The sequence below is a fragment of the Streptomyces scabichelini genome (genome assembly GCF_011045015.1).
Lineage (GTDB): Bacteria > Actinomycetota > Actinomycetes > Streptomycetales > Streptomycetaceae > Streptomyces > Streptomyces scabichelini.
The window spans coordinates 20,377-42,930 of record NZ_JAAKZY010000080.1; the positions used below are offsets into that span (position 1 = coordinate 20,377).

At 70.3% G+C, this 22,554-nt stretch carries 20 protein-coding genes; 13 read left to right on the forward strand and 7 right to left on the reverse strand.

Annotated features, from left to right (window positions below; all coding sequences use genetic code 11):
• Nucleotides 1-155: 155 nt before the first annotated feature.
• The 9 genes from G5C60_RS24435 (at nucleotide 156) to G5C60_RS24475 (ending at nucleotide 10,021) form a co-directional block, all read left to right on the forward strand.
• Entirely contained in the window at nucleotides 156-998 is an 843-nt protein-coding gene (locus tag G5C60_RS24435) for a hypothetical protein (protein WP_165262853.1), read from the forward strand.
• A gap of 119 nt (nucleotides 999-1,117) precedes the next feature.
• Nucleotides 1,118-1,864 carry a YcnI family copper-binding membrane protein gene (locus G5C60_RS24440; RefSeq protein ID WP_165262855.1) on the forward strand — a complete coding sequence of 249 codons (747 nt, stop codon included), beginning with the start codon at nucleotides 1,118-1,120 and terminating at the stop codon, nucleotides 1,862-1,864.
• Between the two features lie 94 nt (nucleotides 1,865-1,958).
• Nucleotides 1,959-2,609 carry an SCO family protein gene (locus G5C60_RS24445; RefSeq protein ID WP_165262857.1) on the forward strand — a complete coding sequence of 217 codons (651 nt, stop codon included), beginning with the start codon at nucleotides 1,959-1,961 and terminating at the stop codon, nucleotides 2,607-2,609.
• Entirely contained in the window at nucleotides 2,606-3,109 is a 504-nt protein-coding gene (locus G5C60_RS24450; protein ID WP_338145911.1) for a copper chaperone PCu(A)C, read from the forward strand. The genes G5C60_RS24445 and G5C60_RS24450 overlap by 4 nt, the downstream gene beginning before the upstream one ends.
• 13 nt (nucleotides 3,110-3,122) lie before the next feature.
• Complete coding sequence (locus G5C60_RS24455; RefSeq protein WP_165262859.1) at nucleotides 3,123-5,015, forward strand: copper resistance protein CopC; 1,893 nt, start codon at nucleotides 3,123-3,125, stop codon at nucleotides 5,013-5,015.
• Between the two features lie 8 nt (nucleotides 5,016-5,023).
• On the forward strand, nucleotides 5,024-6,337 hold the full coding sequence (gene efeB, locus G5C60_RS24460; RefSeq protein WP_165262861.1) for an iron uptake transporter deferrochelatase/peroxidase subunit: 1,314 nt from the start codon (nucleotides 5,024-5,026) through the stop codon (nucleotides 6,335-6,337).
• Nucleotides 6,338-6,480: 143 nt separating this feature from the next.
• Nucleotides 6,481-7,413 carry a prephenate dehydratase gene (gene pheA, locus G5C60_RS24465; RefSeq protein WP_165262863.1) on the forward strand — a complete coding sequence of 311 codons (933 nt, stop codon included), beginning with the start codon at nucleotides 6,481-6,483 and terminating at the stop codon, nucleotides 7,411-7,413.
• A gap of 521 nt (nucleotides 7,414-7,934) precedes the next feature.
• Complete coding sequence (gene serS, locus G5C60_RS24470) at nucleotides 7,935-9,212, forward strand: serine--tRNA ligase (protein WP_165262865.1); 1,278 nt, start codon at nucleotides 7,935-7,937, stop codon at nucleotides 9,210-9,212.
• On the forward strand, nucleotides 9,209-10,021 hold the full coding sequence (locus G5C60_RS24475) for a Cof-type HAD-IIB family hydrolase (protein ID WP_165262867.1): 813 nt from the start codon (nucleotides 9,209-9,211) through the stop codon (nucleotides 10,019-10,021). The genes serS and G5C60_RS24475 overlap by 4 nt, the downstream gene beginning before the upstream one ends.
• 344 nt (nucleotides 10,022-10,365) lie before the next feature.
• Here the strand turns inward: G5C60_RS24475 and G5C60_RS24480 are convergent, their stop codons facing one another.
• The 5 genes from G5C60_RS24480 to G5C60_RS24500 form a co-directional block, all read right to left on the reverse strand.
• The gene (locus G5C60_RS24480) at nucleotides 10,366-10,614 is read right to left on the reverse strand and encodes an SGM_3592 family protein (protein ID WP_165262869.1); all 249 of its coding nucleotides are present in this window, start codon (nucleotides 10,612-10,614) and stop codon (nucleotides 10,366-10,368) included.
• A 174-nt stretch (nucleotides 10,615-10,788) separates the two neighbouring features.
• Nucleotides 10,789-11,508, reverse strand: coding sequence for an ABC transporter permease (locus tag G5C60_RS24485; RefSeq protein ID WP_165262871.1), 720 nt, complete (start codon nucleotides 11,506-11,508; stop codon nucleotides 10,789-10,791).
• Between the two features lie 10 nt (nucleotides 11,509-11,518).
• Nucleotides 11,519-12,430: an ATP-binding cassette domain-containing protein gene (locus G5C60_RS24490; RefSeq protein ID WP_165262873.1), complete on the reverse strand. Its 912-nt coding sequence runs from the start codon at nucleotides 12,428-12,430 to the stop codon at nucleotides 11,519-11,521.
• On the reverse strand, nucleotides 12,427-13,332 hold the full coding sequence (locus G5C60_RS24495; protein WP_165262875.1) for an ABC transporter permease: 906 nt from the start codon (nucleotides 13,330-13,332) through the stop codon (nucleotides 12,427-12,429). Before G5C60_RS24495 ends, G5C60_RS24490 begins: the two co-directional genes overlap by 4 nt.
• The gene (locus tag G5C60_RS24500) at nucleotides 13,322-14,296 is read right to left on the reverse strand and encodes an ATP-binding cassette domain-containing protein (RefSeq protein WP_165262889.1); all 975 of its coding nucleotides are present in this window, start codon (nucleotides 14,294-14,296) and stop codon (nucleotides 13,322-13,324) included. The genes G5C60_RS24495 and G5C60_RS24500 overlap by 11 nt, the downstream gene beginning before the upstream one ends.
• Nucleotides 14,297-14,560: 264 nt before the next feature.
• On the opposite strand from G5C60_RS24500, the gene G5C60_RS24505 reads away from it, so the two are divergent.
• From G5C60_RS24505 to G5C60_RS24520, 4 genes are all read left to right on the forward strand, one after another.
• A complete protein-coding gene (locus G5C60_RS24505) occupies nucleotides 14,561-16,342 on the forward strand; it encodes an SDR family oxidoreductase (RefSeq protein WP_165262891.1) in 1,782 nt (593 codons plus the stop codon).
• A gap of 174 nt (nucleotides 16,343-16,516) precedes the next feature.
• Nucleotides 16,517-17,080: an RNA 2'-phosphotransferase gene (locus tag G5C60_RS24510; protein ID WP_206439946.1), complete on the forward strand. Its 564-nt coding sequence runs from the start codon at nucleotides 16,517-16,519 to the stop codon at nucleotides 17,078-17,080.
• A gap of 45 nt (nucleotides 17,081-17,125) precedes the next feature.
• Nucleotides 17,126-18,028 carry an LLM class flavin-dependent oxidoreductase gene (locus G5C60_RS24515; RefSeq protein ID WP_165262877.1) on the forward strand — a complete coding sequence of 301 codons (903 nt, stop codon included), beginning with the start codon at nucleotides 17,126-17,128 and terminating at the stop codon, nucleotides 18,026-18,028.
• Between the two features lie 90 nt (nucleotides 18,029-18,118).
• Nucleotides 18,119-19,006: a Cof-type HAD-IIB family hydrolase gene (locus G5C60_RS24520; protein WP_206439947.1), complete on the forward strand. Its 888-nt coding sequence runs from the start codon at nucleotides 18,119-18,121 to the stop codon at nucleotides 19,004-19,006.
• A 5-nt stretch (nucleotides 19,007-19,011) separates the two neighbouring features.
• Here G5C60_RS24520 and G5C60_RS24525 read toward each other — a convergent pair whose 3' ends face one another.
• Nucleotides 19,012-20,058 carry a M23 family metallopeptidase gene (locus tag G5C60_RS24525; RefSeq protein ID WP_165262881.1) on the reverse strand — a complete coding sequence of 349 codons (1,047 nt, stop codon included), beginning with the start codon at nucleotides 20,056-20,058 and terminating at the stop codon, nucleotides 19,012-19,014.
• 151 nt (nucleotides 20,059-20,209) lie between these two features.
• Nucleotides 20,210-22,554 (reverse strand): thiol reductant ABC exporter subunit CydC (gene cydC / locus G5C60_RS24530; RefSeq protein ID WP_165262883.1); only part of this gene is annotated, 2,345 nt, incomplete at its 5' end.

The following is a 22,554-nucleotide window of genomic DNA, read 5'->3' on the forward strand; positions in this document are numbered from 1 at the left end:
GGCTGACGTGATGCCGCCCATACGGCGGATGTGCCGACGACTGCGATCGGTGTAGACGAGGGCGACTCCCACCAGAACGTGATCTTCCGGGCCGTACGGAACCTTGCGGACCTGCCGTATGGAGGGGGCAGGCCCAGTGCGATGATGAGCCCGCAATGAGTGCCCCCCACAAACGTGCGCATCCCGGAGGTGATCTCCGGGTTCCGAGGGCCGCGATGTTCGCCGCGGTCTGCGTCGTGCTGGCCGCTGTCGGGCACGTGGTCGCTTCCTGCGCCGCCGTTCCGCTGTGGTCGCTGGGGGCCGGATTGCTCGCCGTCTTCGCCGTCGCGGCGCCGCTCGCCGGGCGTGAGCGCTCGCTGCCGGGCATCGCCGCACTGCTCGCGGTCGGCCAGACCGTGCTGCACACACTGTTCGGTCTTGGCCAGCACGGCACGGCTGTGCAGGCCGGGAGCGTGGACACCTCGCTCGTGGCGCGGGCCGCGCGACTGGTGTGCGGGGCGTCCGTCGCGGCGATCAGCCCGGCGCAGGCGCAGCGGATCCTCGCCGACGCGCGGATCGACGCGGGCACGGGCGTGGGTGCGGGTGCTGGTGCGGGTCCTGGTGCTGGTGCTGGTGCTGGGCATGCCGTGCAGCACCACTCCGTGGACGCCATGACGGCCGCCGCGGGCTCCTCCGCATCGGTGCTGCCCTCCCTGCCCATGCTGCTCGGCCACGTTCTCGCGGGCGTCGCCGCCGGGTGGCTGCTGCGCCACGGGGACATCGCGCTGCGGCGCCTCATGCGGCTGTCGGTGCAAGGGGAGGGGCCCGTCCGAGCCCTGCGCGGGGCCCTCGCGCTCGTACGGGCTCTGCTGGCGGGCCTTCCAGGTACGCCCGAGGTGCCGCCACGCGTAGCGGGCGCCACGCGGCTCGGGCCGCCCGCACCGCGTACGACCGTTCTTCAGCACTCGGTGATCAGACGCGGACCGCCGTCCGCCGTGGACCTCGCCCTCGCCGCCTGACGCGACGCACCACCACTCCCAGGGGTGCCGTCGTGCGGCACGCGCGCGTGCCCGTCTTTCCGCACGCGCAACCCCTGTTCTTTCACCGAACCAGTGCTGAAAGTGGAGTGTTCTCTGCCATGAAGGCTTCCCGTATCGCCGCCACCGGTGTCATCGCCGCCTCGGCCGTCCTCGTCCTGTCCGCCCCCGCCTTCGCGCACGTCAGCGTGACGCCGGAGGGCACGGCCACCAAGGGCGGCTACGCGACGGTGAACTTCAAGGTGCCGAACGAGCGCGACGACGCCTCGACCACCAAGCTCGAAGTGAACTTCCCGACCGACCACCCGCTCGCCTCGGTCATGCCGGCGCCGGTCGACGGCTGGAAGGTCGAGGTCACCAAGTCCAAGCTCGCCAAGCCGGTCGAACTGCACGGCGAGAAGATCGACGAGGCCGTGAGCAAGGTCACCTGGACCGCCGACGGCAAGGGCATCGAGCCCGGCTACTTCCAGAAGTTCCCGCTCTCCATCGGTGCGCTGCCCGAGAACACCGACGAGCTGGTGTTCAAGGCGATCCAGACGTACTCCAACAAGGAGGTCGTGCGCTGGATCGAGCCCCAGCAGAAGGGCGAGGAGGAGCCCGAGACGCCGGCGCCGGTGCTCGCGCTGTCCGCCGCCGAGGACGACCACCACGGGGCGGACGCCTCCGACAGCGACTCCGGTGACGCCGAGGACGCCCAGGCCGCCTCCAGCGAGTCGACCGAGCAGGCCGCCGACTCATCCGCTGGCAGCGACACCACGGCCCGCGTCCTGGGCATCGTCGGCATCGTCGTCGGCGTGGCGGGCGTCGCGTTCGGCGTTCTGGCCGGTCGCCGGCGTACCGACGCCTGACGCCCAAGTACATCTCTGGCGCGCGCCTTCGGGGTCGTACGACGACGTACGACCCCGGTGCGGGCCGCACCTCTCACATCTGGGACATTTTCCTATGCGCAAGAAGACGTTTGCCGCCGCCCTGGTCGCCGCGGCCGCCCTGACCCTCACCGCCTGCGGCGCCAGCGACGACAGCAGCACACCCGTCGCCGAGGTGTCCGCCGAGTCCGGCTCGGAGAAGGCCGCGACGGTGCTCGACAAGCCGTTCGAGAAGCCCGACCTCGTCCTCACCGACACCCAGGGCAAGTCGTACGACCTCCGCAAGGAGACCAAGGGACAGCCGACGCTGATCTACTTCGGCTACACCAACTGCCCCGACATCTGCCCGCTGACGATGAACAACATCGCCGTCGCCAAGAAGCAGCTGCCCAAGGCCGAGCAGGACAAGCTCCGCATCGTGTTCGTCACCACCGACCCGGAGCGGGACACGCCCACCGAACTCGGCAAGTGGCTCAAGGGCATCGACCCCGCCGTCGTCGGCCTGACCGGCTCCTTCTCCACGATCCAGGGGGGCGCGCGGCAGCTCGGCATCTCCATCGAGCCGCCGACGAAGGACAAGGAGGGCAAGGTCACCTCGATGCACGGCACCCAGGTCATCGCGTTCTCGCCGAAGACCGACGGGGGCTATGTGCTGTACGGGGAGGACGCGACCGTCGACGACTACACCAAGGACCTCCCCAAGCTGATCAAGGGGCAGAAGCCGTGAGGCGCCTCATCGCGCCGGCCGTCGTCATGGCGGGCGCTCTGGCCCTCTCGGGCTGCGGCGGCTCCGCCGACGGCGCCGACGCGGCCCCTGACCTGTCGGTCGAGTCCGCCTACATGCCCCAGCCGGTCACCGACTCCCTGGCGGCCGGCTACCTGACCGTCGTCAACAACAGCGACGCCTCCGACGACCTCGTCTCCGCCACCAGCGACATCGCCGAGGACGTCACCGTCCACCAGACGTCCGGTCAGACGATGAAGGAGGCCGGCCGGCTGAAGATCCCCGCGGACGGCCGGCTCGTCCTCGAAAGCGGCGGCACACACCTGATGTTCGAGAAGCTGAAGCGCAAGCCGAAGGAAGGCGAGACGGTGTCCGTGGAGCTGCGCTTCACCAAGACCGACCCGATCAAGGTCGAGATGCCGGTGAAGTCCGCCACGTACCGGCCGGCGTCCGCGCAGTCCTCATCGTCCTCGTCGACGTCGCAGTCGACGTCGCACCACTGAGGGAGGGACCACCGTGAGGCAGGCCATCGCTCCCCGCGTACGGACGCTGCTGTTGCTGCTCCTCGCCGTCACCGGCGCACTCTTCGCCCAGGCCGCCCCCGTCTCCGCGCACGCCGCGCTGACCGGGAGCGACCCGCAGCAGGGAGCGGTGGTCGACGAGGCGCCCTCCCAGGTGTCGCTCACCTTCTCCGAGAAGGTCGCGATGTCCGACGGCGCCGTGCGCGTACTGGACCCGAAGGGCAAGCAGGTCGACACGGGCAAGACCTCCGACCTCGGCGGCAACACGTACGCCGTGCAGCTGCACTCGGGCCTGCCCGACGGCACGTTCACCGTCGCCTACCAGGTGGTGTCCGCGGACAGCCACCCCATATCGGGTGCCTTCACCTTCTCCGTGGGCGCGCCCTCCAAGACCTCCGTCGCACTGTCCGACCAGTCGGCGGGCGGCGGAGTCGTGGGCGGACTCTACGGCTTCGCCCGCTATGTCTCGTACGCAGGATTCGTTCTGTTCGTCGGCGGCGCGGCCTTCGTCCTCGCCTGCTGGCAACGCGGCGCCGGGGTACGGCCGGTGCAGCGGCTGGTGGTCTCCGGGTGGCTCGCGCTCACCGCGGCCACCCTCGCCATGCTGCTGCTGCGCGGCTCCTACACCGGGTCCGGCAAGGTCGGGGACATCTTCGACCTGAGCCTGCTCAGCCAAGTGCTGCAGACCAAGACGGGCGCGGCGCTCGTCTCACGGCTGCTGCTGCTCGCCGCGGGCGCGCTGTTCATCGCCGTACTCTTCGGGGCCTTCGATAAACGCGAGGACGAGAAGGAAAAGCAGGACCTGACCTTCGGACTCGCCATCGGCGGGATCGTCGTGGCGGCGGGCCTCGCCGCGACCTGGGCGATGGCCGAGCACGCCTCGACCGGCATCCAGACCGGCATCGCGATGCCCGTCGACGTCCTGCATCTGCTGGCCGTCGCCGCCTGGCTGGGCGGCCTGTCGACGCTGCTCATGGCGCTCTACCGCGCGCCGTCGATCGAAGCGTCCGCCGTACGCCGCTTCTCCGGCGTCGCGTTCGGCAGCGTGGCCGCCCTCGCCGCGACCGGCCTCTACCAGTCATGGCGCCAGGTCGGCTCCTGGTCGGCACTCACCGGTACGTCGTACGGGCAACTGCTGCTCGTCAAGATCGGCCTTGTGGCCGTCCTCGTCGGCGTCGCGTGGATCTCACGGCGCTGGACGGCCCGGCTGACATCAGCTCCGGAGGCCGTCGAGGCGGCCGACGCAGAGGACCGTACGGCCGAGGAAGTGCCTACGGCCGAGAAGGAGCCGGCCACCGCGCAGGTAGGCGGCGGTGACAACAAGCGTGCGGCCCAACTGGCCCGGCAGCGGGCCGCCGTGGCCACCGCGCGCGAGAAACGCGTCCGCGACGCCGATCCACTCCGCTCAGGCCTACGCCGCTCAGTGCTCGCCGAGGCGGGCGTCGCCGTGATCCTGCTCGCCGTGACCACCGTGCTGACGTCCACCGAACCCGGGCGCACGGTGGAGGACACCGAGGCCGCCACCGCCGCATCGCAGACGGAGTCCGCAGCGCTGTCCCTGGACCTTCCGTTCGACACAGGCGGCCAGGACGGCAAAGGCATCGCACGGCTCGAACTCGACCCGGCACGCGTCGGCGGCAACGACATGCACGTCTACGTAGAGCGGCCCAACGGCAAGGCCTTCGACATCCCCGAGGTCAAAGTCGCCTTCACCCTCGAGTCGAAGGACATCGGACCCCTGCCCGTGGTCCCCGACCGCATCGCCACCGGACACTGGACGGCGAGCGGGGTGCAGATCCCCATGGCGGGCAACTGGCACATCGAGGTCACCGTACGGACCTCCGACATCGACCAGGTGACCGTGGACAAGAACGCGCAGATCGGCTGAACCTCACCATGGCAGAACAGTCCACTCCGGACACGTCCCCCCCGGCGGCATCCTCCCCGGCAGCCGCTACCGAGGAAGCCGTTTCCCAGGAGCCCTCTCCCAGAGGGGTCATCTCGCGGCGGCGGCTGCTCGGTACCGCCGGTGCCACCGGGCTCGCACTCGGCGCGGCAGGCGGAGCCGCCGGGTATGCCGCCGCGCCCTCCGCCGACCGGACCGCTCCCCTCACCTCGCTCGGCACGGACCAGGTGATGTTTCACGGGAAACATCAGCCGGGCATCACCACGGCCCTCCAGGCACACGGCCACCTCATCGCCTTCGACCTGACGGCGGGCGCGAGCCGCAAGGAGGCGGCCGCGCTCCTGCGCCGCTGGTCGACCACGACCCAGCGGCTGATGGCAGGCGAGACGGCAGGAAGCGACGACACGGATGTCGCGCGCGACGCGGGCCCGTCGTCCCTGACCGTCACCTTCGGCTTCGGACACAGCTTCTTCGCCCGTACGGGACTGGAGAAGCAGCGCCCAATCGCCCTCGACCCGCTGCCCGACTTCTCCTCGAACCACCTCGACAAGGCACGCAGCGACGGCGACCTGTGGGTGCAGATCGGCGCGAACGACGCCCTCGTCGCCTTCCACGCCCTGCGCGCGATCCAGAAGGACACCGGCTCGACAGCCCGGGTCCGCTGGCAGATGAACGGCTTCAACCGCTCACCCGGCGCCACCGCGCAACCGATGACGGCCCGCAACCTGATGGGACAGATCGACGGCACCCGCAACCCGAAGCCGTCCGAGGCCGACTTCGACCAGCGGATCTTCGTACCCGACCCGGGTGAACCATCATGGATGGCCGGCGGCTCGTACGCCGTCGTACGCCGCATCCGCATGCTCCTCGACGACTGGGAGAAGCTCTCCCTCAAGGACCAGGAGAACGTCATCGGCCGGCGGAAGTCGGACGGGGCACCGCTGACCGGTGGCACGGAGACGACCGAGCCGGAACTGGAGAAGACGGATGCGGCGGGCCGGCTCGTCATCCCCATCAACGCACACGCGCGCATCACCCGGCCCGACCAGAACGGCGGTGCCGCGATGCTGCGCCGGCCGTTCTCCTTCCACGACGGCTTCGACGTGGACGGAGCACCGGACGCGGGCCTCCTCTTCGTCTGCTGGCAGGCCGACCCGCTGCGCGGCTTCGTACCCGTGCAGCGCAAGCTCGACCGGGGCGACGCGCTGTCCACCTTCATCCGGCACGAGGCCAGCGGGCTGTTCGCGGTGCCGGGCGGGGCAGCGGAGGGGGAGTACGTGGGGCAGCGGTTGCTGGAGGGATGAGGGCGCCCACTGGAGCACCGGGCGGTCCTGGAGTGACTCGCCGAAATGTGCGAGATGTGCGAGCCGAGTGGCTGACGGGGCCCTTGGTCCTGCGGGGGCGAGAAGCATGAGCCCAGCAGCGCAAGGCCCATTAGGGTGAGGCCATGCCAGCCAGCTACGCATATCTCGGTCCCGAGGGCACCTTCACCGAAGTCGCCCTGCGCACACTCCCGGAGACCGCCACCCGGGAACTCGTCCCGATGGTGTCCGTGCCCGCCGCGCTCGACGCGGTCCGAGGCGGCGAGGCCGAGGCCGCCTTCGTCCCGATCGAGAACTCCGTCGAGGGCGGCATCACCACGACGCTCGACGAACTGGTCGCCGGCGAACCGCTGATGATCTACCGCGAAGTACTGCTCTCGATCACCTTCGCACTGCTGGTCAGGCCGGGCACCAAGCTCTCGGAGATCAAGACGGTGACCGCACACCCGGCCGCCCAGCCGCAGGTGCGCAACTGGATGAAGAACAACCTCCCGGACGTGATCTGGGAGTCTGCGGCCTCGAACGCGGACGGCGCGCGCCTGGTGCAGGAGGGGCGCTACGACGCGGCCTTCGCAGGCGAGTTCGCGGCCCAGAAGTACGGCCTGGAACCGCTGGAGACCGGGATCCACGACGCGGAGAACGCGCAGACCCGGTTCGTGCTGGTGGGCAAGCCCGCCCGGCCCGCGGCCCGGACCGGTGCGGACAAGACGTCCGTGGTCGTCTGGCAGCGCGACGACCACCCGGGCGCCCTCGTCGAACTGCTCCAGGAGTTCGCCGTACGCGGGGTCAACCTGGTGCTGCTGCAGTCCCGGCCGACCGGTGAGGGCATCGGCAACTACTGCTTCGCCATCGACGCCGAGGGCCATATCGCCGACCGCCGGGTGAGCGAGGCACTGATGGGCCTCAAGCGGAGATGTCCTCAGGTGCGGTTCCTCGGGTCCTATCCGCAGGCCGAGGCCGACCCCCAGGACGCACGCATGCCGAGGGCCGGTACGTCCGACGGCGAGTTCGCGGCAGCCTCCGACTGGCTGGCGCGCTGCCAGGACGGCCGGTTCTAGCCCGGTCCTACCAGCTGGTCTTCTTCGTCCACAGAAGTTATCCACAGGTGATGTTCTCGACCTGGGGACAAGTCGACAACGAAGTGCGATGCAGTCGACAAATCGCCCTACGACCCCCAACTGCGTCCACAGCCTGGCAGGTCACCCTTCGTCCACCCGTTTCCGTCAACCAATCCCTTGGGGCGAACCATTTCCACTCGAAAGTGGGTGGAGAGGGGGTGAGGTTCGGGAGTTTTTCGCCCCCGCATACGGGTTTCGGAACGATCGGCTCCGTAGTCCACAGATCTTTCGCACAGCCTGTGGATAACTCTTGGAGGGGGCGGACTCCTGTGGACAACGCCCGCATCAAGTCCCGTTTCCCGCAAGGGAATCGAGTCAACTCACCGAATCCCACCTGCACCATTCCAGGGATTCACACTCCTTTTATTGACAGAGTTGATCAATTCCCCCATAACGTGACAGAGCAGGCAGATCGGAATACCGAGTCGTGGGCCCGAACCCCGCACCGGTAGCCTTGAGGGGTGATTGACCTTCGCCTGCTCCGTGAGGACCCCGACCGTGTGCGTGCGTCGCAGCGCGCCCGTGGAGAGGACGTCGCGCTCGTCGACGCCCTGCTCTCCGCCGACGAGCGGCGCAGGTCGTCCGGCGTCCGCTTCGACGAGCTGCGCGCCGAGCAGAAGGCTCTCGGCAAGCTGATCCCCAAGGCTTCCGGTGACGAGAAGGCCGAGCTCCTGAAGAAGGCGAGCCAGCTCGCCGCCGACGTCAAGGCGGCCGACGCGGCACAGGACGAGGCCGCGGCTCAGACCCAGGAGCTGCTGCTCCAGCTCGGCAACCTCGTGCACCCAGGCGTCCCGGTCGGCGGCGAGGAGGACTTCGTCACGCTGGAGACGCACGGCACGATCCGTGACTTCGCGGCCGAGGGCTTCGAGCCCAAGGACCACCTGGAGCTCGGCACGACGCTCGGCGCGATCGACGTCGAGCGCGGCGCCAAGGTCTCGGGCTCGCGCTTCTATTTCCTGACGGGCGTCGGCGCGCTGCTCGAACTCGCCCTCGTCAATGCGGCGATGACCCAGGCCACGGCCGCCGGCTTCACGCCGATGCTGACCCCGGCGCTGGTCCGCCCGCAGGCCATGGCCGGCACGGGCTTCCTCGGCCAGGCCGCGCAGGACGTGTACCACATGGACAAGGACGACCTGTATCTGGTCGGCACGTCCGAGGTGGCTCTGGCCGCGTATCACATGGACGAGATCATCGACGGCGACCGCCTCCCGCTGCGGTACGCGGGCTTCTCGCCCTGCTTCCGCCGCGAGGCCGGCTCGCACGGCAAGGACACCCGCGGCATCTTCCGCGTGCACCAGTTCGACAAGGTCGAGATGTTCTCGTACGTCGACCCGGCGGACTCGGAGGCCGAGCACCAGCGTCTGCTGGAGTGGGAGAAGCAGTGGCTGACCTCGCTGGGGCTGCCGTTCAGGGTGATCGACGTGGCGACGGGCGATCTCGGCTCGTCGGCGGCCCGTAAGTTCGACTGCGAGGCGTGGATCCCCACCCAGGGCAAGTACCGCGAGTTGACGTCGACGTCGGACTGCACGGAGTTCCAGTCGCGCCGCTTGTCGATCCGTATGCGGGACGGGAAGACGGTCAGGCCGCTCGCGACGCTGAACGGCACGCTGTGCGCCGTGCCGCGCACGATCGTGGCGATCCTGGAGAACCACCAGCAGGCCGACGGCTCCGTACGCGTGCCGGAGGTGCTGCGTCCGTATCTGGGCGGCCGGGAGATTCTGGAGCCGGTCGCCAAGTGAGCACCTCTGCTTCCGCCTTCCCGTACAGACTTGTCGCGACCGATCTCGACGGAACGTTGCTGCGCTCCGACGACACGGTCTCGGAGCGCACGCGTGAGGCGCTCGCCGCGGCCACCGCGGCGGGCGCCGCGCATATTGTCGTCACTGGGCGAGCGGTGCCCTGGACCCGGCACATACTGGACGAACTCGGGTACGACGGGATCGCGGTGTGTGCTCAGGGGGCGCAGGTGTACGACGCGGGGGCGCACCGGCTGCTCACCTCGCTGACCCTCGACCGGCAGCTGGCCGGTCTGGCGCTCGCGAAGATCGAGGCGGAGGTCGGTGCGCTGGCCCTCGCCGCAAGCCGTGACGGTCTCGACGGTGACGTCCTGATCGGCCCTGGCTACCGGGTACAGGGACAGCTGCAGGCCGTCCCGTTCACCGACCTCGCGGAGCTCTGGGCCGAGCCGCTGACCAAGATGTACATCCAGCACCCCCGCCTGTCCGACGACGAACTGGCGGATGCCGCCCGTCAGGCCGTGGGCGGTCTGGTGTCCATCACGATGGCGGGCGAGGGGATCGTCGAGATCCTCCCTCTCGGCCTCTCCAAGGCCACGGGTCTCTCCCTGGCGGCCCGGCGCCTGGGCGTCAGGGCCGCGGACACCATTGCCTTCGGCGACATGCCCAACGACATCCCGATGTTCAACTGGTCCGCCCATGGCGTGGCCATGGCCAACGCCCACGAGGAACTCAAGGCGGTCGCCCACGAGGTGACACTGTCCAACGAGGAGGACGGGATCGCGGTGGTGCTGGAGCGGTTGCTGGGCTGAGTGCGCGACGCTGTCGCTGTGACTCGGCAGTGGCCACGTCACAGCGACGGCGTCGCGTCAACGTCGGGGAGGGCGGCCCGCGCGAGATGCGCGCTCGAAGCGGCCGCCCCGGGCAGCTCCCCGTGCGGGGCGGACTCGACGGAGCGGTAGCTACTCCGGAGTGCGCCGCGGGCTGCCCTGTCGGGAGCTCGACGGACTGCTGCTGATGGGCATCGTCGCGCTCCTCTCCCAGAATTCGGCGCCGGAGGAACCCGGCGACCTGGACATAATTACTCTGCCCGTACGCCGAGTTGGGCGCCACCGAATAAAAAGGGGAGCCTCCGGGATGGGCGCTCCGGGAACGGCTACCGGCGGCGCCACCTGCGCCGTCGCGCCTTGCTGAAGAACCAGCCCGCGGGAGGCTCGTCGGACCGCCAGGGCTGCGGTTCGGGGCCTCTGTCGCGCCAACGGGCGGCGAGCATACGGGCTCGTGCCGACGGTTCGGCCGTCTCGGCGGACCGTATGAAGTCCTCGTCCAGGACAAGTTCGTCCCAGGTGTCCTCGGACTCCCCCTGACCGTCCTGGCCGTCGCTCCGCGATGCCTGCCCTGCCATCCCCGTTCCTCCTCGCTGTGCATCCCTTTGCCACAAGTGTGCCGTTGCGCGTGTAAAGCCGATCTCAAGATCAAAAGCGGCCTCACATCACCCCACATCAAAAGCGGCCCCACGCGCGCGTGCACCCGAACAGCGGTCACGCGCGCGTGGAGCCGCCCCGACTCCCCGGAGGGCTTATTCCTCCCCGGCCAGTGTCAGCGTCCGCAGTTTCTGCCCCGCGAACCATGTGGCGGCGACAGTCACCGCGACCAGCAGTACCGTCCCCGTCGTCAGGCCGACGTCCGAGGTGACGAGGTCTCCGCCGGTGACCTCATGGGCCACGGCGAGCGACCACTGCTGGACGCTGAGCGTGCGCGCCCCGGACACCAGCGACCCGAAGAGGGCCTCCCAGACGAGGGCGTAGACGAGCCCGAAGACCACCGCGTGCCGCGTGACCGTGCCGAGCAGCAGGAAGAGGGCGGCGTACGCGATGGAGGCGACGAGCGCGGCCACGGTGTACGCGACGGCGATCTGCTGTCCGTTGCCGTTGAGGATCATCCCCGCGATGAACGTCGGGAGCGCGGAGAACGCCATGGTCACGGCGATGGCGACGATCAGCTTGGTGAAGATGATCGTGGGCCGCTTGATCGGCTTGGCCAGCAGGTACACCACCGAGCCGTCGTCGATCTCCGGCCCGATCGCGCCCGTACCGGCGATGACGCCGATGATCGGCACCATCGTGGCGAGCGCGAACCCGCCGAGGACATCGGCGGCCACCTGGTCGTCGGTGCCGGTGAAGGCACGGACCGCCACGGAGATCACGATCAGCAGGACGGGCAGCGCGCCCAGGATGAGGGCCCGGCGGCGGCCGAGCAGGCCACGGTAGGTGAGTCGGGCGACTGTGGGGTCGTACATCTTCGGCCTCCTACGCCGCGACGAGATACGAGAAGACGGACTCGAGGGACTCGTCCGAGGGCGAGACCGTCAGCAGCCGGATGTCGTGGTCCCGGGCCACCCGCGGCAGCAGTGCCGTGAAGCGCCCGAAGTCGACCGCCTGGATGCGCAACGCGCCCTCCTGGAGGTCCACTTCGATGCCGGCGGTCGAGGGGTCGGCGATGAGGGCGGCCGCGAGCGCGCGGTCGTCGCTGGAGCGCACGAGGTAGCGGTGCGGGCGGTCGGTCATCAGTCGGCGGATGCGCCGGAAGTCGCCGCTCGCTGCGTGCCGTCCGGCGACGATCACCTCGATGTGCGAGGCGAGTTGCTCGACTTCTTCGAGGATGTGGGACGAGAACAGCACCGTGCGTCCCTCGTCTCCCATGCGGCGCAGCAGGTCCATCAGCTGCATGCGCTGGCGCGGGTCCATTCCGTTGAAGGGCTCGTCGAGCAGCAGCAGGGACGGCTCGTGGACGAGCGCGGAGGCCATCTTCACGCGCTGCCGCATGCCCTTGGAGTACGTCGAGATCTTCCGGTCCTGCGCGTACTCCATTTCGACGGTGGCGAGTGCCTTCTGGGCGGCCTTCTTGCCGAGGCCGTGCAACTCGGCGTTGGCGACGACGAATTCGCGGCCGGTGAGGAAGTCGTACATCGCCTCGCGTTCGGGGACGATGCCGATCTTCTTGTAGATCTGTTCGTTGCGCCAGGTCGGCTGTCCGTCGAGCGTGACGGAGCCCGTGGAGGGGGCCAGGAAGCCGCCCATCATGTTGATGAGGGTGGACTTTCCGGCGCCGTTCGGGCCGAGCAGGCCGGTGACGCCGGGGCCGATCGTCATGGTGATGTCGTTGACGGCGACCACGTTGCCGAACCAGCGCGAGACGTGGTCGATGTTGAGCGTGGTCACAGTCCGACCTTTCGGTAGCGGCGCATCAGGAGGCCGTAGCAGCCGGCGATGAGGCCCAGGACGGCGAGGAGGTAGACGACGCCCTCGCCGTTCGACGGGCCCACTGCTCCGGGGAACGAGGATGAGGCTCCGAGGAAGGCGGTCTGCACTCCATCGATGAGCGTGATGGGCGAGAAGAGGCCGAGCCAGGCGATCGCGTCGGTGCTGTTCTGCTCGTACGCGATGGCCTGGACTGTGGAAACGGCTCCGTAGGAGATGGTCAGCGTGGCGATGACGGCCGCGATGCCGAAGCCGCGGCGCGGGGTGATCGCCGAGATGACCAGGCCGATGCCGGCGAAGAGCAGTGAAAGCAGTGCCACGGAGACGAGCCCCTGTGCGAATCCCTTGGTCTGGTCGGCGAAGTCGAGTTTGGCCAGCAGTGCGCCCACATAGAGCACGAGCAGCGGTGCGGCGGTGAGGATGAACATCGCCGAGGCCAGTGCCGCGTACTTGGCGCGGACGTAGTCGGCCGTCTCGATGGGGCGCGAGAAGTACAGCGGTACGGTCTTGAAGCGCAGGTCGCGCGAGACGGACTGCGGTGCCTGCGAGGCCACGTACAGGCCGATGACCGCCTGCAGGAAGATCGCATAGCGCGTGTAGTCGACCGGCAGATCCTTCGCCGTGGTGGCGACCGCGACGGCCACCATGATGGCCGCGGGCACGCACATCACCACGAAGAGCAGCATCGGCAGGACCTTGGACTTGGCCGAGCGACCGAGGCCGTACGCGCCGCGCAGGGACTGCGAGTAGAGCGAGCGGCGGGCGTATGCGCGGCCCAGGCGCGGGCCGTCGTAGTTGCGGTAGCCGATGTTGTGGATCCGGGTCTGCTCGCCTGCCCGGGCCGGGGTCTGCTCAACCGCCATGGCCGACCGCCTCCTTCCGCTCTTCGTCCCGCGCTTCGTCGGCGTCCTTGAAGACCTCCGAGATGTGGTGCCTGCGCTGTTCCATGCGGACCAGGCCGAGGCCGAGGTCGGCGACAACGTCGCGTACGAGGTCGTACGTCTCCTCGCCGTCAGCCGTGAGCAGCAGGATGTGGCCGGCGCCCGGCAGGCCGCTGCCGTCGTGGGTGTCGATCCCGCGCGCGTGCAGCACGTCGCGCACCGCGCGGGTGCCGTCCGGGTGGTCTTCGGTGTCGGTGACCTCGATCGCGAGGGTCGTCGTGGTCTGGGTGAAGTCCGTGGTGGAGCTGGACCGCAGGAGCTTGCCGCCGTCGATGACGACGACGTGGTCGCAGGTGCGCTCCAACTCGCCCAGCAGGTGCGAGGTGACCAGGACCGAGATGCCGAAGTCGGTGTGGATACGGCGGATCAGGCCGAGCATCTCGTCACGGCCGCCGGGGTCGAGGCCGTTGGTCGGCTCGTCGAGGAAGACCAGCTGGGGGTCGTGGACGAGGGCCTGCGCGAGCTTGACGCGCTGCTTCATGCCGGTCGAGTAGCCGCCGATAGGGCGATAGCGCTCTTCGTACAGGCCGACGTGGCGCAGCGTGTCCGCGGTGCGCTCGCGGGCCGCCGCAGGGGGCAGGCCGGACATGCGCGCCATGTGGACGACGAACTCGGTGGCGGAGACGTCGGGCGGCAGGCAGTCGTGCTCGGGCATGTACCCGACGCGCTCGCGGATGTCGCCGCCCTTGGTGGCGACGTCGAGGCCGAGCACTTCGGCACGGCCCTCCGTGGCGGGGGACAGACCCAGCAGGATCTTGATCAGTGTGGACTTGCCGGCTCCGTTGGCTCCGACGAGTCCCGTCACACCGGGCCCGACGTCCAGGGACAGCCGGTCAAGCGCGGTCACCCTCGGGAACCGCTTGCTCAGGGTTTCGGTCGCGATCACAGTCACGCTTCGAAAGTAGTGGCGCAGGCCACAGCGGTGCGTCACCCCAGGGAGCTGTATCGGTGTCACTCTCCGGTATTACGGGCCCGTAAGGGTCCCCCTGAAGTCGAACAGCCGGGGCGGTCATCCACATCGGACGGGTTGTCCACAGGCTCCGCTCACGCCTGTTGACGCGGCTTCCAACAATTGCCACATTCGTCAGGGCCCGGCACGCAGCCGCTGACGGGCCGGGTCGGCATGCGTGAGGGGGATCGCGTGAGCAAGATGGATCCGGTGACGGGTCAGGGTCTGCTCAAGGGAGCGCGTGAGCGCTGGGTGCGTACGGGCGGGGTCGAGCTGTGCGTCGCCGAGCTGGGCGACCCGTCGCAGCCCACGGTGCTGCTCGTCCACGGCTATCCGGACACCAAGGAGGTGTGGTCGGAGGTCGCGGCACGCCTCGCGGAGCTCCAGGGATTTCACGTGGTGCTGTACGACGTCCGGGGGCACGGCAGGTCGACGGCCCCGCGGCCGCTGCGCGGCGGGTTCACGCTGGAGAAGCTGACGGACGACTTCCTCGCGGTCGCGGACGCGGTCAGCCCGGACCGGCCGGTGCATCTGGTCGGGCATGACTGGGGCTCGGCCCAGTGCTGGGAGTTCGTCACGGTCGAGCGGACCGAGGGGAGGATCGCCTCCTTCACATCGATGTCGGGCCCGTCCCTGGACCACTTCGGGCACTGGATCAAGAAGCGCATGGCCCGCCCGACCCCGCGCAGGGCCGGTCAGCTCCTCGGCCAGGGCGCCAAGTCCTGGTACATCTACCTGCTGCACACCCCCGTCCTGCCGGAGCTCGTCTGCCGTGGCCCGCTCGGCAGGCAGTGGCCGAAGATCCTTCGGCGGATCGAGAAGATTTCCACGGACGACTACCCGACCGCCTCGCTGCCCTCGGACGCGGCACACGGCGTGTGGTTGTACCGGGACAACGTCCGGGCGCGCCTGCGCAACCCGCGCCCGGACGCGTACGCACACGCGCCCGTGCAGCTCATCACGCCCTTGAAGGACGCCTTCCTGTCCGAGCGGCTCTACGACGAATTGGAGCAGTGGGCCCCGCAGCTGGTCCGGCGCACGCTCCCGGCCAAGCACTGGATCCCGCGCACCCGGCCGGATCAGCTGGCGACCTGGATCACCGAGTTCGTGACGTCCGCCGAGGGCGGGAGGCCCGCGCCGGTGGCGACAGGCAAGTACGCGGACCGGTTCGGCGGGCAGCTGGTACTGGTCACCGGGGCGGGCAGCGGCATCGGGCGGGCCACGGCCTTGGCGTTCGCGGAGTCCGGCGCGCGCGTGGTGGCCGTCGACCGGCACGCGGAGAGCGCGGTCCGCACCGCGGAGCTGTCCCGTCTGGGCGGTGCCCCCAAGGCCTGGGCCGAGACGGTCGACGTCTCCGACGAGCGGGCCATGGAGGAGTTCGCCGACAAGGTCGCCGCCGAGTACGGGGTGGTGGACGTGCTGGTGAACAACGCCGGGATCGGGCTCTCCGGCTCGTTCTTCGACACCACCGCGGAGGACTGGAAGAAGGTCCTCGACGTCAACCTGTGGGGCGTGATCCACGGCTGCCGGCTCTTCGGCAAGCAGATGGCCGAGCGCGGGCAGGGCGGTCACATCGTCAACATCGCGTCGGCTGCGGCGTATCTGCCCTCGAAGGCACTGCCCGCCTACAGCACCTCCAAGGCGGCCGTGCTGATGCTCAGCGAGTGCCTGCGCGCGGAGCTGGCGGGCCAGGGCATCGGCGTCTCGGCGATCTGCCCGGGCTTCGTCAACACCAACATCACCTCGACCGCGCACTTCGCGGGCGTCGACGCCGACGAGGAGAAACGGCGCCAGAAGAAGACCGCACGGCTGTACGGGCTGCGGAACTACCCACCGGAGAAGGTGGCCGACGCCGTCCTGCGCGCCGTCGTCCGCAACCAGCCCGTGGTGCCCGTGACCCCCGAAGCCCGCGGCGCCCGCCTGATGTCCCGCTTCACGCCCAGGGTGCTGCGCGTGATCGGACGAATAGAGCCACGGCTGTGAGGAGAAGGGCGGCGAAGGCTGAGGAAGGCGAAGGCTGAGGAAAACGTCGGCAAGGAAGGAGAGTTGTCCACAGGTAACATCAACTTGCCCTGTGGATAACGCACTTGGCTGTGGATCAAACCTCGGCACCAAAATTTAATGCGTGATCAGCGTCTCGCCAGGCACTCTGGCGAAATGAACGAATCCGAGCTGGAGGAACGGCGCACCGTGAAGGTGTCGAAGTACCTCTCCAAACACCTGCGGCATCAGCCCGAGAGAATCGGGCTCACGCTCGACGAGGGCGGCTGGGTCGAGATCGAGACGCTGATGGCCGCGGCGGCCGCGCACGGCTTCCGGTTCACTCGCGAAGAACTCGATCACGTGGTGGCCACCAACGACAAGCGGCGCTTCGCGATCGAGGGCACCCGGATCCGTGCCAGCCAGGGCCATTCTGTCGAGGTCGACCTCGGACTGCCCCCGGCGACACCGCCCGCGTACCTCTACCACGGGACCGTCGCCCGCAACCTGGACGCGATCCGCGCCGAGGGTCTGAGGCCCATGAACCGGCACGACGTGCATCTCTCGCCGGACCGCGAGACCGCGACTCGCGTCGGAGCCCGTCGCGGCCGCCCCGTCGTGCTCTCCGTGGACGCCGCCGCCATGCACCGCGGCGGCCACGTCTTCAGGGTCAGCGCCAACGGCGTCTGGCTCACGGCCGCCGTGCCGCCCCGCTACCTGCGGTTTCCCGGCCCGCACTGACCCGTCGTGCCGGCGCGCGTCCAGGCTGCGCTTAGGCTCTGTGCCATGAGTCTGCGCCTGAGCACCGTGATCCTGCCGTATCTCCGCTGGCATGAGGGAGGGCGTTCCGCGTGGCAGCGCGCGGAGCAGCTGGGCTTCCACACGGCGTTCACGTACGACCATCTGTCGTGGCGGACGTTCCGCGAGGGTCCGTGGTTCGGCGCCGTGCCGACACTGACGGCCGCCGCGGGCGCCACCGACCGTCTGCGCCTCGGCACGCTGGTGACCTCGCCGAACTTCCGGCACCCGGTGACCCTCGCCAAGGAGCTGATCTCGCTCGACGACATCTCCGGTGGCCGCGTCACCCTTGGCATCGGCGCGGGCGGCAAGGGCTTCGACGCCAAGGCACTCGGCCAGGAACCGTGGACGCCGCGCGAGCGGGCCGACCGCTTCGGGGAGTTCGTGCCGCTGCTGGACCGGCTGCTCACCGAGGACTCCGTCTCGTACGACGGCCGGTTCTACTCGGCGTACGAGGCCTTCAACATCCCCGGCTGCGTCCAGCGCCCCCGGCTGCCCTTCGCGGTGGCCGCCACCGGGCCGCGCGGGCTGAAGCTCGCCGCCCGGTACGGGCAGGCGTGGGTGACGACGGGCGACCCGAAGCTGTTCGAGACGGGCACTGCGGAGCAGTCGGTTCAAGCCCTTCGCGGACAGGCCGAGAAGCTGGCCGCCGCGTGCGACGCGGTCGGCCGTGACGCCGACGAGCTCGACAAGATCCTGCTCACCGGTTTCACCCCGGACCGCGGCCGTCCGTTGGAGTCCCTCGACGCGTTCGTCGACTTCGCCGGCAAGCACAGGGAACTCGGCTTCACGGACATCGTGATCCACTGGCCCATCCCGGACTCGGACTTCGCGGCGGACGAGAAGGTCTTCGAGCAGATCGCGATGGAGGCGCTCGGGCAGCTGGGCTGATGTTCTTCCGGGGCCCGGGGGACGCATGGCACCACAGATGAGGACGCGGGGCCCTCAGATGTGCGGTCTGCCACAGAGCCGCGTGGCCATATGCGGGACAATGGCGGCGTGACCTCAGCGACCCGCCGGCCCCAGACCCCGGCCTCCACCCTCCCGCCCCGGCTGATCGCCACGGATCTGGACGGCACCCTGCTGCGCGACGACAAGTCCGTCTCGCAGCGCACGGTCGCCGCACTGGCCGCCGCCGAGGAGGCCGGCATCGAGGTCTTCTTCGTCACCGGCCGCCCGGCCCGCTGGATGGACGTCGTCAGTGACCATGTCCACGGCCACGGCCTGGCCATCTGCGGGAACGGCGCCGCCGTGGTCGATCTGCACGGCGGCCCCGGCAGTCACCGCTTCGTCAAGATCCGCGAGTTGGCGCGCGAGAACGCCCTCGAGGCTGTCCAGCTGCTGCGCGAGGCGGCGCCCGGGACCGTGTACGCCGTCGAGCAGACGTACGGCTTCCACCAGGAGCCCGCGTATCCGAAGCTGCACATGGAGATCCCCGACAACCTCGCCCCCGCCGAGAAACTCCTGGCACCGGACGCCGCCGACGCCGACGAACCGGTACTCAAGATCCTCGCGTACCACCACGAGATGGATCCCGACGCCTTCCTCACCCTCGCCCGCCTCGCCGTCGGCGACCGGGCCACCATCACCCGCTCCAGCCCGAGCGCCCTGCTGGAGATCAGCGGCCCCGGCGTCTCCAAGGCCAGCACGCTCGCGCTGTGCTGCGCCGAGCGCGGCATCTCGCACGAGGAGGTCGTCGCCTTCGGGGACATGCCGAACGACGTGGAGATGCTCACCTGGGCAGGCACGTCGTACGCGATGGGCAACGCGCACCCCGACGTGATCGCCGCGGCCTCAGGGCGCACCGTCGCCAACAACGATGACGGGGTGGCGGTCGTGATCGAACGAATACTCGCGGAGCGGCGGTAACGCGCCTAGAGCTGCACCCCGCGCTCGGCCAGCCACCCCAGCGGATCCACACCCGACCCGTGATACGGCGTCAGGCGCACCTCGAAGTGCAGATGCGGTCCGGTCGAGTTGCCGGTCGTGCCCGACTGGCCGACCCACTGCCCGGGTACCACCCGCTCCCCCTGATCGACGGCGACGGCCGCGAGGTGTGCGTACTGCGTGTAGTAGCCGCCGGGGTGCCGCACCACGACCTCGATGCCGAACGGGCCGCCGCACGCCACCTTCACCACCTTCCCCTCGCCCACCGACCGCACCGGCGTGCCGATGTCCACCGCGAAGTCCTGCCCGGTGTGCCGGCTCGCCCACCGCTCGCCGCCGCTGCCGAAGCCCGCGGAGAGTTCGTACGTCTCCACCGGCGCGACCCACGCCTGCGTGCGGCTCGTCTCCGGCTGGTCGAGCCGGACGGCACCGCGGCACGCGCCCGCGGCGACCGAGGCGTCCGCCTGCCCTTGAAGCGTCGACTGCGCCGCTTCGAGCTTCTGCTCGATCCCCTGCTTCATCTCGGCGAGCTGGGCGTTGCGCTGTTCCAGCTCCTGCCAGGCCTGCGCGGCCTTCGCCTCGTCGGCGGCGAGCCGTGCCTCGGCGCGGCGGCTCTTGGTGACGGCGTTGTTGACCGCAAGGTCCGCCTGCCACACGGCACGCTGACCGCGCATCAGCTCCTCGGGGCTGTCCGCGAGCAGCATCTGCGCGGTGTGCGGAAGCCCACCCCCGCTGCGGTACTGGGCGCGCGCGATGCGGCCGAGATCCCCGCGCAGCACGGCGATGCCCCGCCGTTCCCGCGCGAGCAGCCGCTCCAGCCGCTCCGCCCGGGCCCGCTGCACCTCGGCTTCCCTGCGCCCCTCCTCGTACTGCCGTGTCGTGACGGACGCCTCCTCGAACAGCCGCACCACCTCGGCGCTGACGCCACCGGGGCCGTCGCCGTCACCGGTGGCCGCCGTGGGCCGGGCCGTCAGGACGGCCAGCGCACACAGCAGCGCCGGTACGAGCAGGGGATGGCGGCGAGGTGAGCGCATGACACGGATCGTGTCCCGCGCCGGGGGCGCGGGCCTGTTCAAGGCGTACGCCTGGGGGACCGAATGCCACGGACGGACCACCGCACTGCTCCGAACAGCGGCTCCGAACAGCGGCCTGGTTCGCGGCACTTCAGGGGCGGCGGTCTCCCCGCTAAACAGCGTCGGCGAAGTCGGGTGCCGCCGCCAGGAGCTCCGTGGCGTCCTCCCGCTCCCGCATCTCCCGCAGCGGTCCGTCCACCGCTGCCAGTTCGCCGTACGGGCCCCGCTGCACCACACGCCCCTCCGCCAGCACGATCACCTCGTCCACGGCCTCCAGGCCCGCCAGCCGGTGCGTGATCAGGAGCGTCGTACGGCCCTCGGTCGCGGCGAGCAGATCGGTGGTGAGCGCGTCGGCCGTCGGAAGGTCGAGGTGCTCCGCGGGCTCGTCGAGGACGAGGACCGGGAAGTCCGCGAGCAGCGCGCGGGCCAGCGCGAGCCGCTGCCGCTGCCCGCCGGACAGCCACGCCCCGTGCTCGCCAATCAGCGTGTCGAGCCCGTCGGGCAGCCCGTCGGCCCAGTCGAGCAGCCGGGCCCGCTCGAGCGCGGCACGCAGTTCGGCCTCGGTCGCGTCCTTCCGGGCGAGCAGCAGGTTCTCGCGCACCGAGCTGTCGAAGAGGTGCGCGTCCTGCGCGCACAGCCCGACCAGACGCCGTACGTCGTCGCTGTCCAGGTCGTACGCGTCCACGCCACCCAGCGTGTACGTCCCCGCGTCAGCGTCCAGGAACCGCAGCAGCACCTGAGCGAGGGTCGTCTTGCCGGACCCGGACGGCCCGACGACGGCGACCCTGCGCCCCTGTTCGAGCGTCAGGTCGAGCCCGGCCAGCGCGTCCCGGTCCTGCCCGTGGTGGCGGGCGGACAGCCCCTGGAGGACGAGCGGGAACGGCGACGCCGGTGCCTCCCGCGGCCGCTCCGGTTCGCGTACGGGATCGGGGGCGTCCAGAACCTCGTACACGCGCTCCGCGCTCTTGTGCACCCGCTGCCGGTACTGGACCGCCAGCGGCAGCCCCAGGACGGCCTCGAACGCGGCGAGCGGGGTGAGGACGACGACGGCCATCAGCACGCCGCTGAGGCGTCCGTCGGTGACCGCCTGGGCGCCGACCAGCGCGGTGGCCGCCACGGTGAGCCCGGAGATGAGGGCGGTGAGCCCGTCGCCGAGCGCGGTGGCGGTCGCGGTGCGCGATGCGATGCGGGTGAGCGCGGAGTCGGCCTGCCGCGCTTCGGCGGTACGCGCGGGCAGCGCACCGGCGACCGTCAACTCGGCCGTCCCGGTGAGGAGATCGGCCACGCGGGTCGCGAGGACGCCGCGGGCGGGGGCCAGCCTGCGCTCCGCGCGGCGCGCGACGGCGCCGGTCACCAGGGGGACGCCGATCCCGGCGGCGAGCAGTCCGAGGGCGAGGGCGGCTCCGGCCTCGGGCAGCAGCCAGGCCGTGAACCCCACGGAGGCGGCGGACACGACGACCGCGGCCGAGGCGGGCAGCAACCAGCGCAGCCAGTAGTCCTGAAGTGCGTCGACATCGGCGACGAGCCGCGAGAGCAGGTCACCGCGCCGGGTGGTCCGCATCCCCGCGGGAGCGAGCCGTTCGAGCCGCCGGTACACGGCGACCCGGGTGTCGGCCAGCATCCGCAGCACGGCATCGTGCGACACCAGCCGCTCGGCATACCGGAAGACTGCCCGCCCGATCCCGAACGCCCGCGTGGCCGTCACGGCGACCATCAGATAGAGCACGGGCGGCTGCTGCGAGGCCCGCGAGATCAGCCACCCGGAGGTGGCCATCAGCCCGACGGCGCTCCCGAGCGCGAGACTGCCGAGCAGGAGAGCGAGCGCGAGCCGACCACGCCGGGGCCCGGCCATGGCGCGGACGCGCGCGAGGACACCGCCCCGCCCCTGCGGGGATACGGGCAGCTCCTTTGCCCCGGCCGTGGGCACCGCCTGCGGTAGGCCGGTGCCGGACACACCTCCGGAGTCCACGGAACCGGATACCGCGACGGACTCACGGGGCTCCAGCCGCACCACCCGGTCCGCGACCCCCAGCAACGCCGGCCGATGCACCACGAGCAGCACCGTCCGCCCCACCGCCAAGCGCCGGACGGCCTCGACGACCTCGGCCTCGGTCTCCCCGTCCAGCGAAGCCGTCGGCTCGTCGAGCAGCAGCACGGGCCGGTCCGCGAGGAACGCCCGGGCCAGCGCGATCCGTTGCCGCTGCCCGGCGGACAGCCCGGCCCCGTCCTCACCGAGTACCGTCCGCATCCCGTCGGGCAGCGCGTCCACGAACTCGAGTGCGCCCGCGTCACCCAGCGCCTTCCGCACATCGGAGTCGTCGGCGTCGGGCCGCGCCAGCCGTACGTTCTCGGCGATGGACCCGGCGTACAGATGGGGCCGCTGCGGCACCCATGCCACACGCGAACGCCACTGCGTCAGGTCGGCCTCGGCGAGATCGACTCCCCCGATACCCACCC

Bases quoted from the DNA above. Each gene is read 5' to 3' on its own strand.
- G5C60_RS24435 (WP_165262853.1), top strand. From the start codon at position 156: ATGAGTGCCCCCCACAAACGTGCGCATCCCGGAGGTGATCTCCGGGTT.
- G5C60_RS24440 (WP_165262855.1), top strand. From the start codon at position 1,118: ATGAAGGCTTCCCGTATCGCCGCCACCGGTGTCATCGCCGCCTCGGCC.
- G5C60_RS24445 (WP_165262857.1), top strand. From the start codon at position 1,959: ATGCGCAAGAAGACGTTTGCCGCCGCCCTGGTCGCCGCGGCCGCCCTG.
- efeB (WP_165262861.1), top strand. From the start codon at position 5,024: ATGGCAGAACAGTCCACTCCGGACACGTCCCCCCCGGCGGCATCCTCC.
- pheA (WP_165262863.1), top strand. From the start codon at position 6,481: ATGCCAGCCAGCTACGCATATCTCGGTCCCGAGGGCACCTTCACCGAA.
- G5C60_RS24480 (WP_165262869.1), bottom strand. From the start codon at position 10,614: ATGGCAGGGCAGGCATCGCGGAGCGACGGCCAGGACGGTCAGGGGGAG.
- G5C60_RS24485 (WP_165262871.1), bottom strand. From the start codon at position 11,508: ATGTACGACCCCACAGTCGCCCGACTCACCTACCGTGGCCTGCTCGGC.
- G5C60_RS24495 (WP_165262875.1), bottom strand. From the start codon at position 13,332: ATGGCGGTTGAGCAGACCCCGGCCCGGGCAGGCGAGCAGACCCGGATC.
- G5C60_RS24505 (WP_165262891.1), top strand. From the start codon at position 14,561: ATGGATCCGGTGACGGGTCAGGGTCTGCTCAAGGGAGCGCGTGAGCGC.
- G5C60_RS24510 (WP_206439946.1), top strand. From the start codon at position 16,517: ATGAACGAATCCGAGCTGGAGGAACGGCGCACCGTGAAGGTGTCGAAG.
- G5C60_RS24515 (WP_165262877.1), top strand. From the start codon at position 17,126: ATGAGTCTGCGCCTGAGCACCGTGATCCTGCCGTATCTCCGCTGGCAT.
- G5C60_RS24520 (WP_206439947.1), top strand. From the start codon at position 18,119: ATGCGGGACAATGGCGGCGTGACCTCAGCGACCCGCCGGCCCCAGACC.
- G5C60_RS24525 (WP_165262881.1), bottom strand. From the start codon at position 20,058: ATGCGCTCACCTCGCCGCCATCCCCTGCTCGTACCGGCGCTGCTGTGT.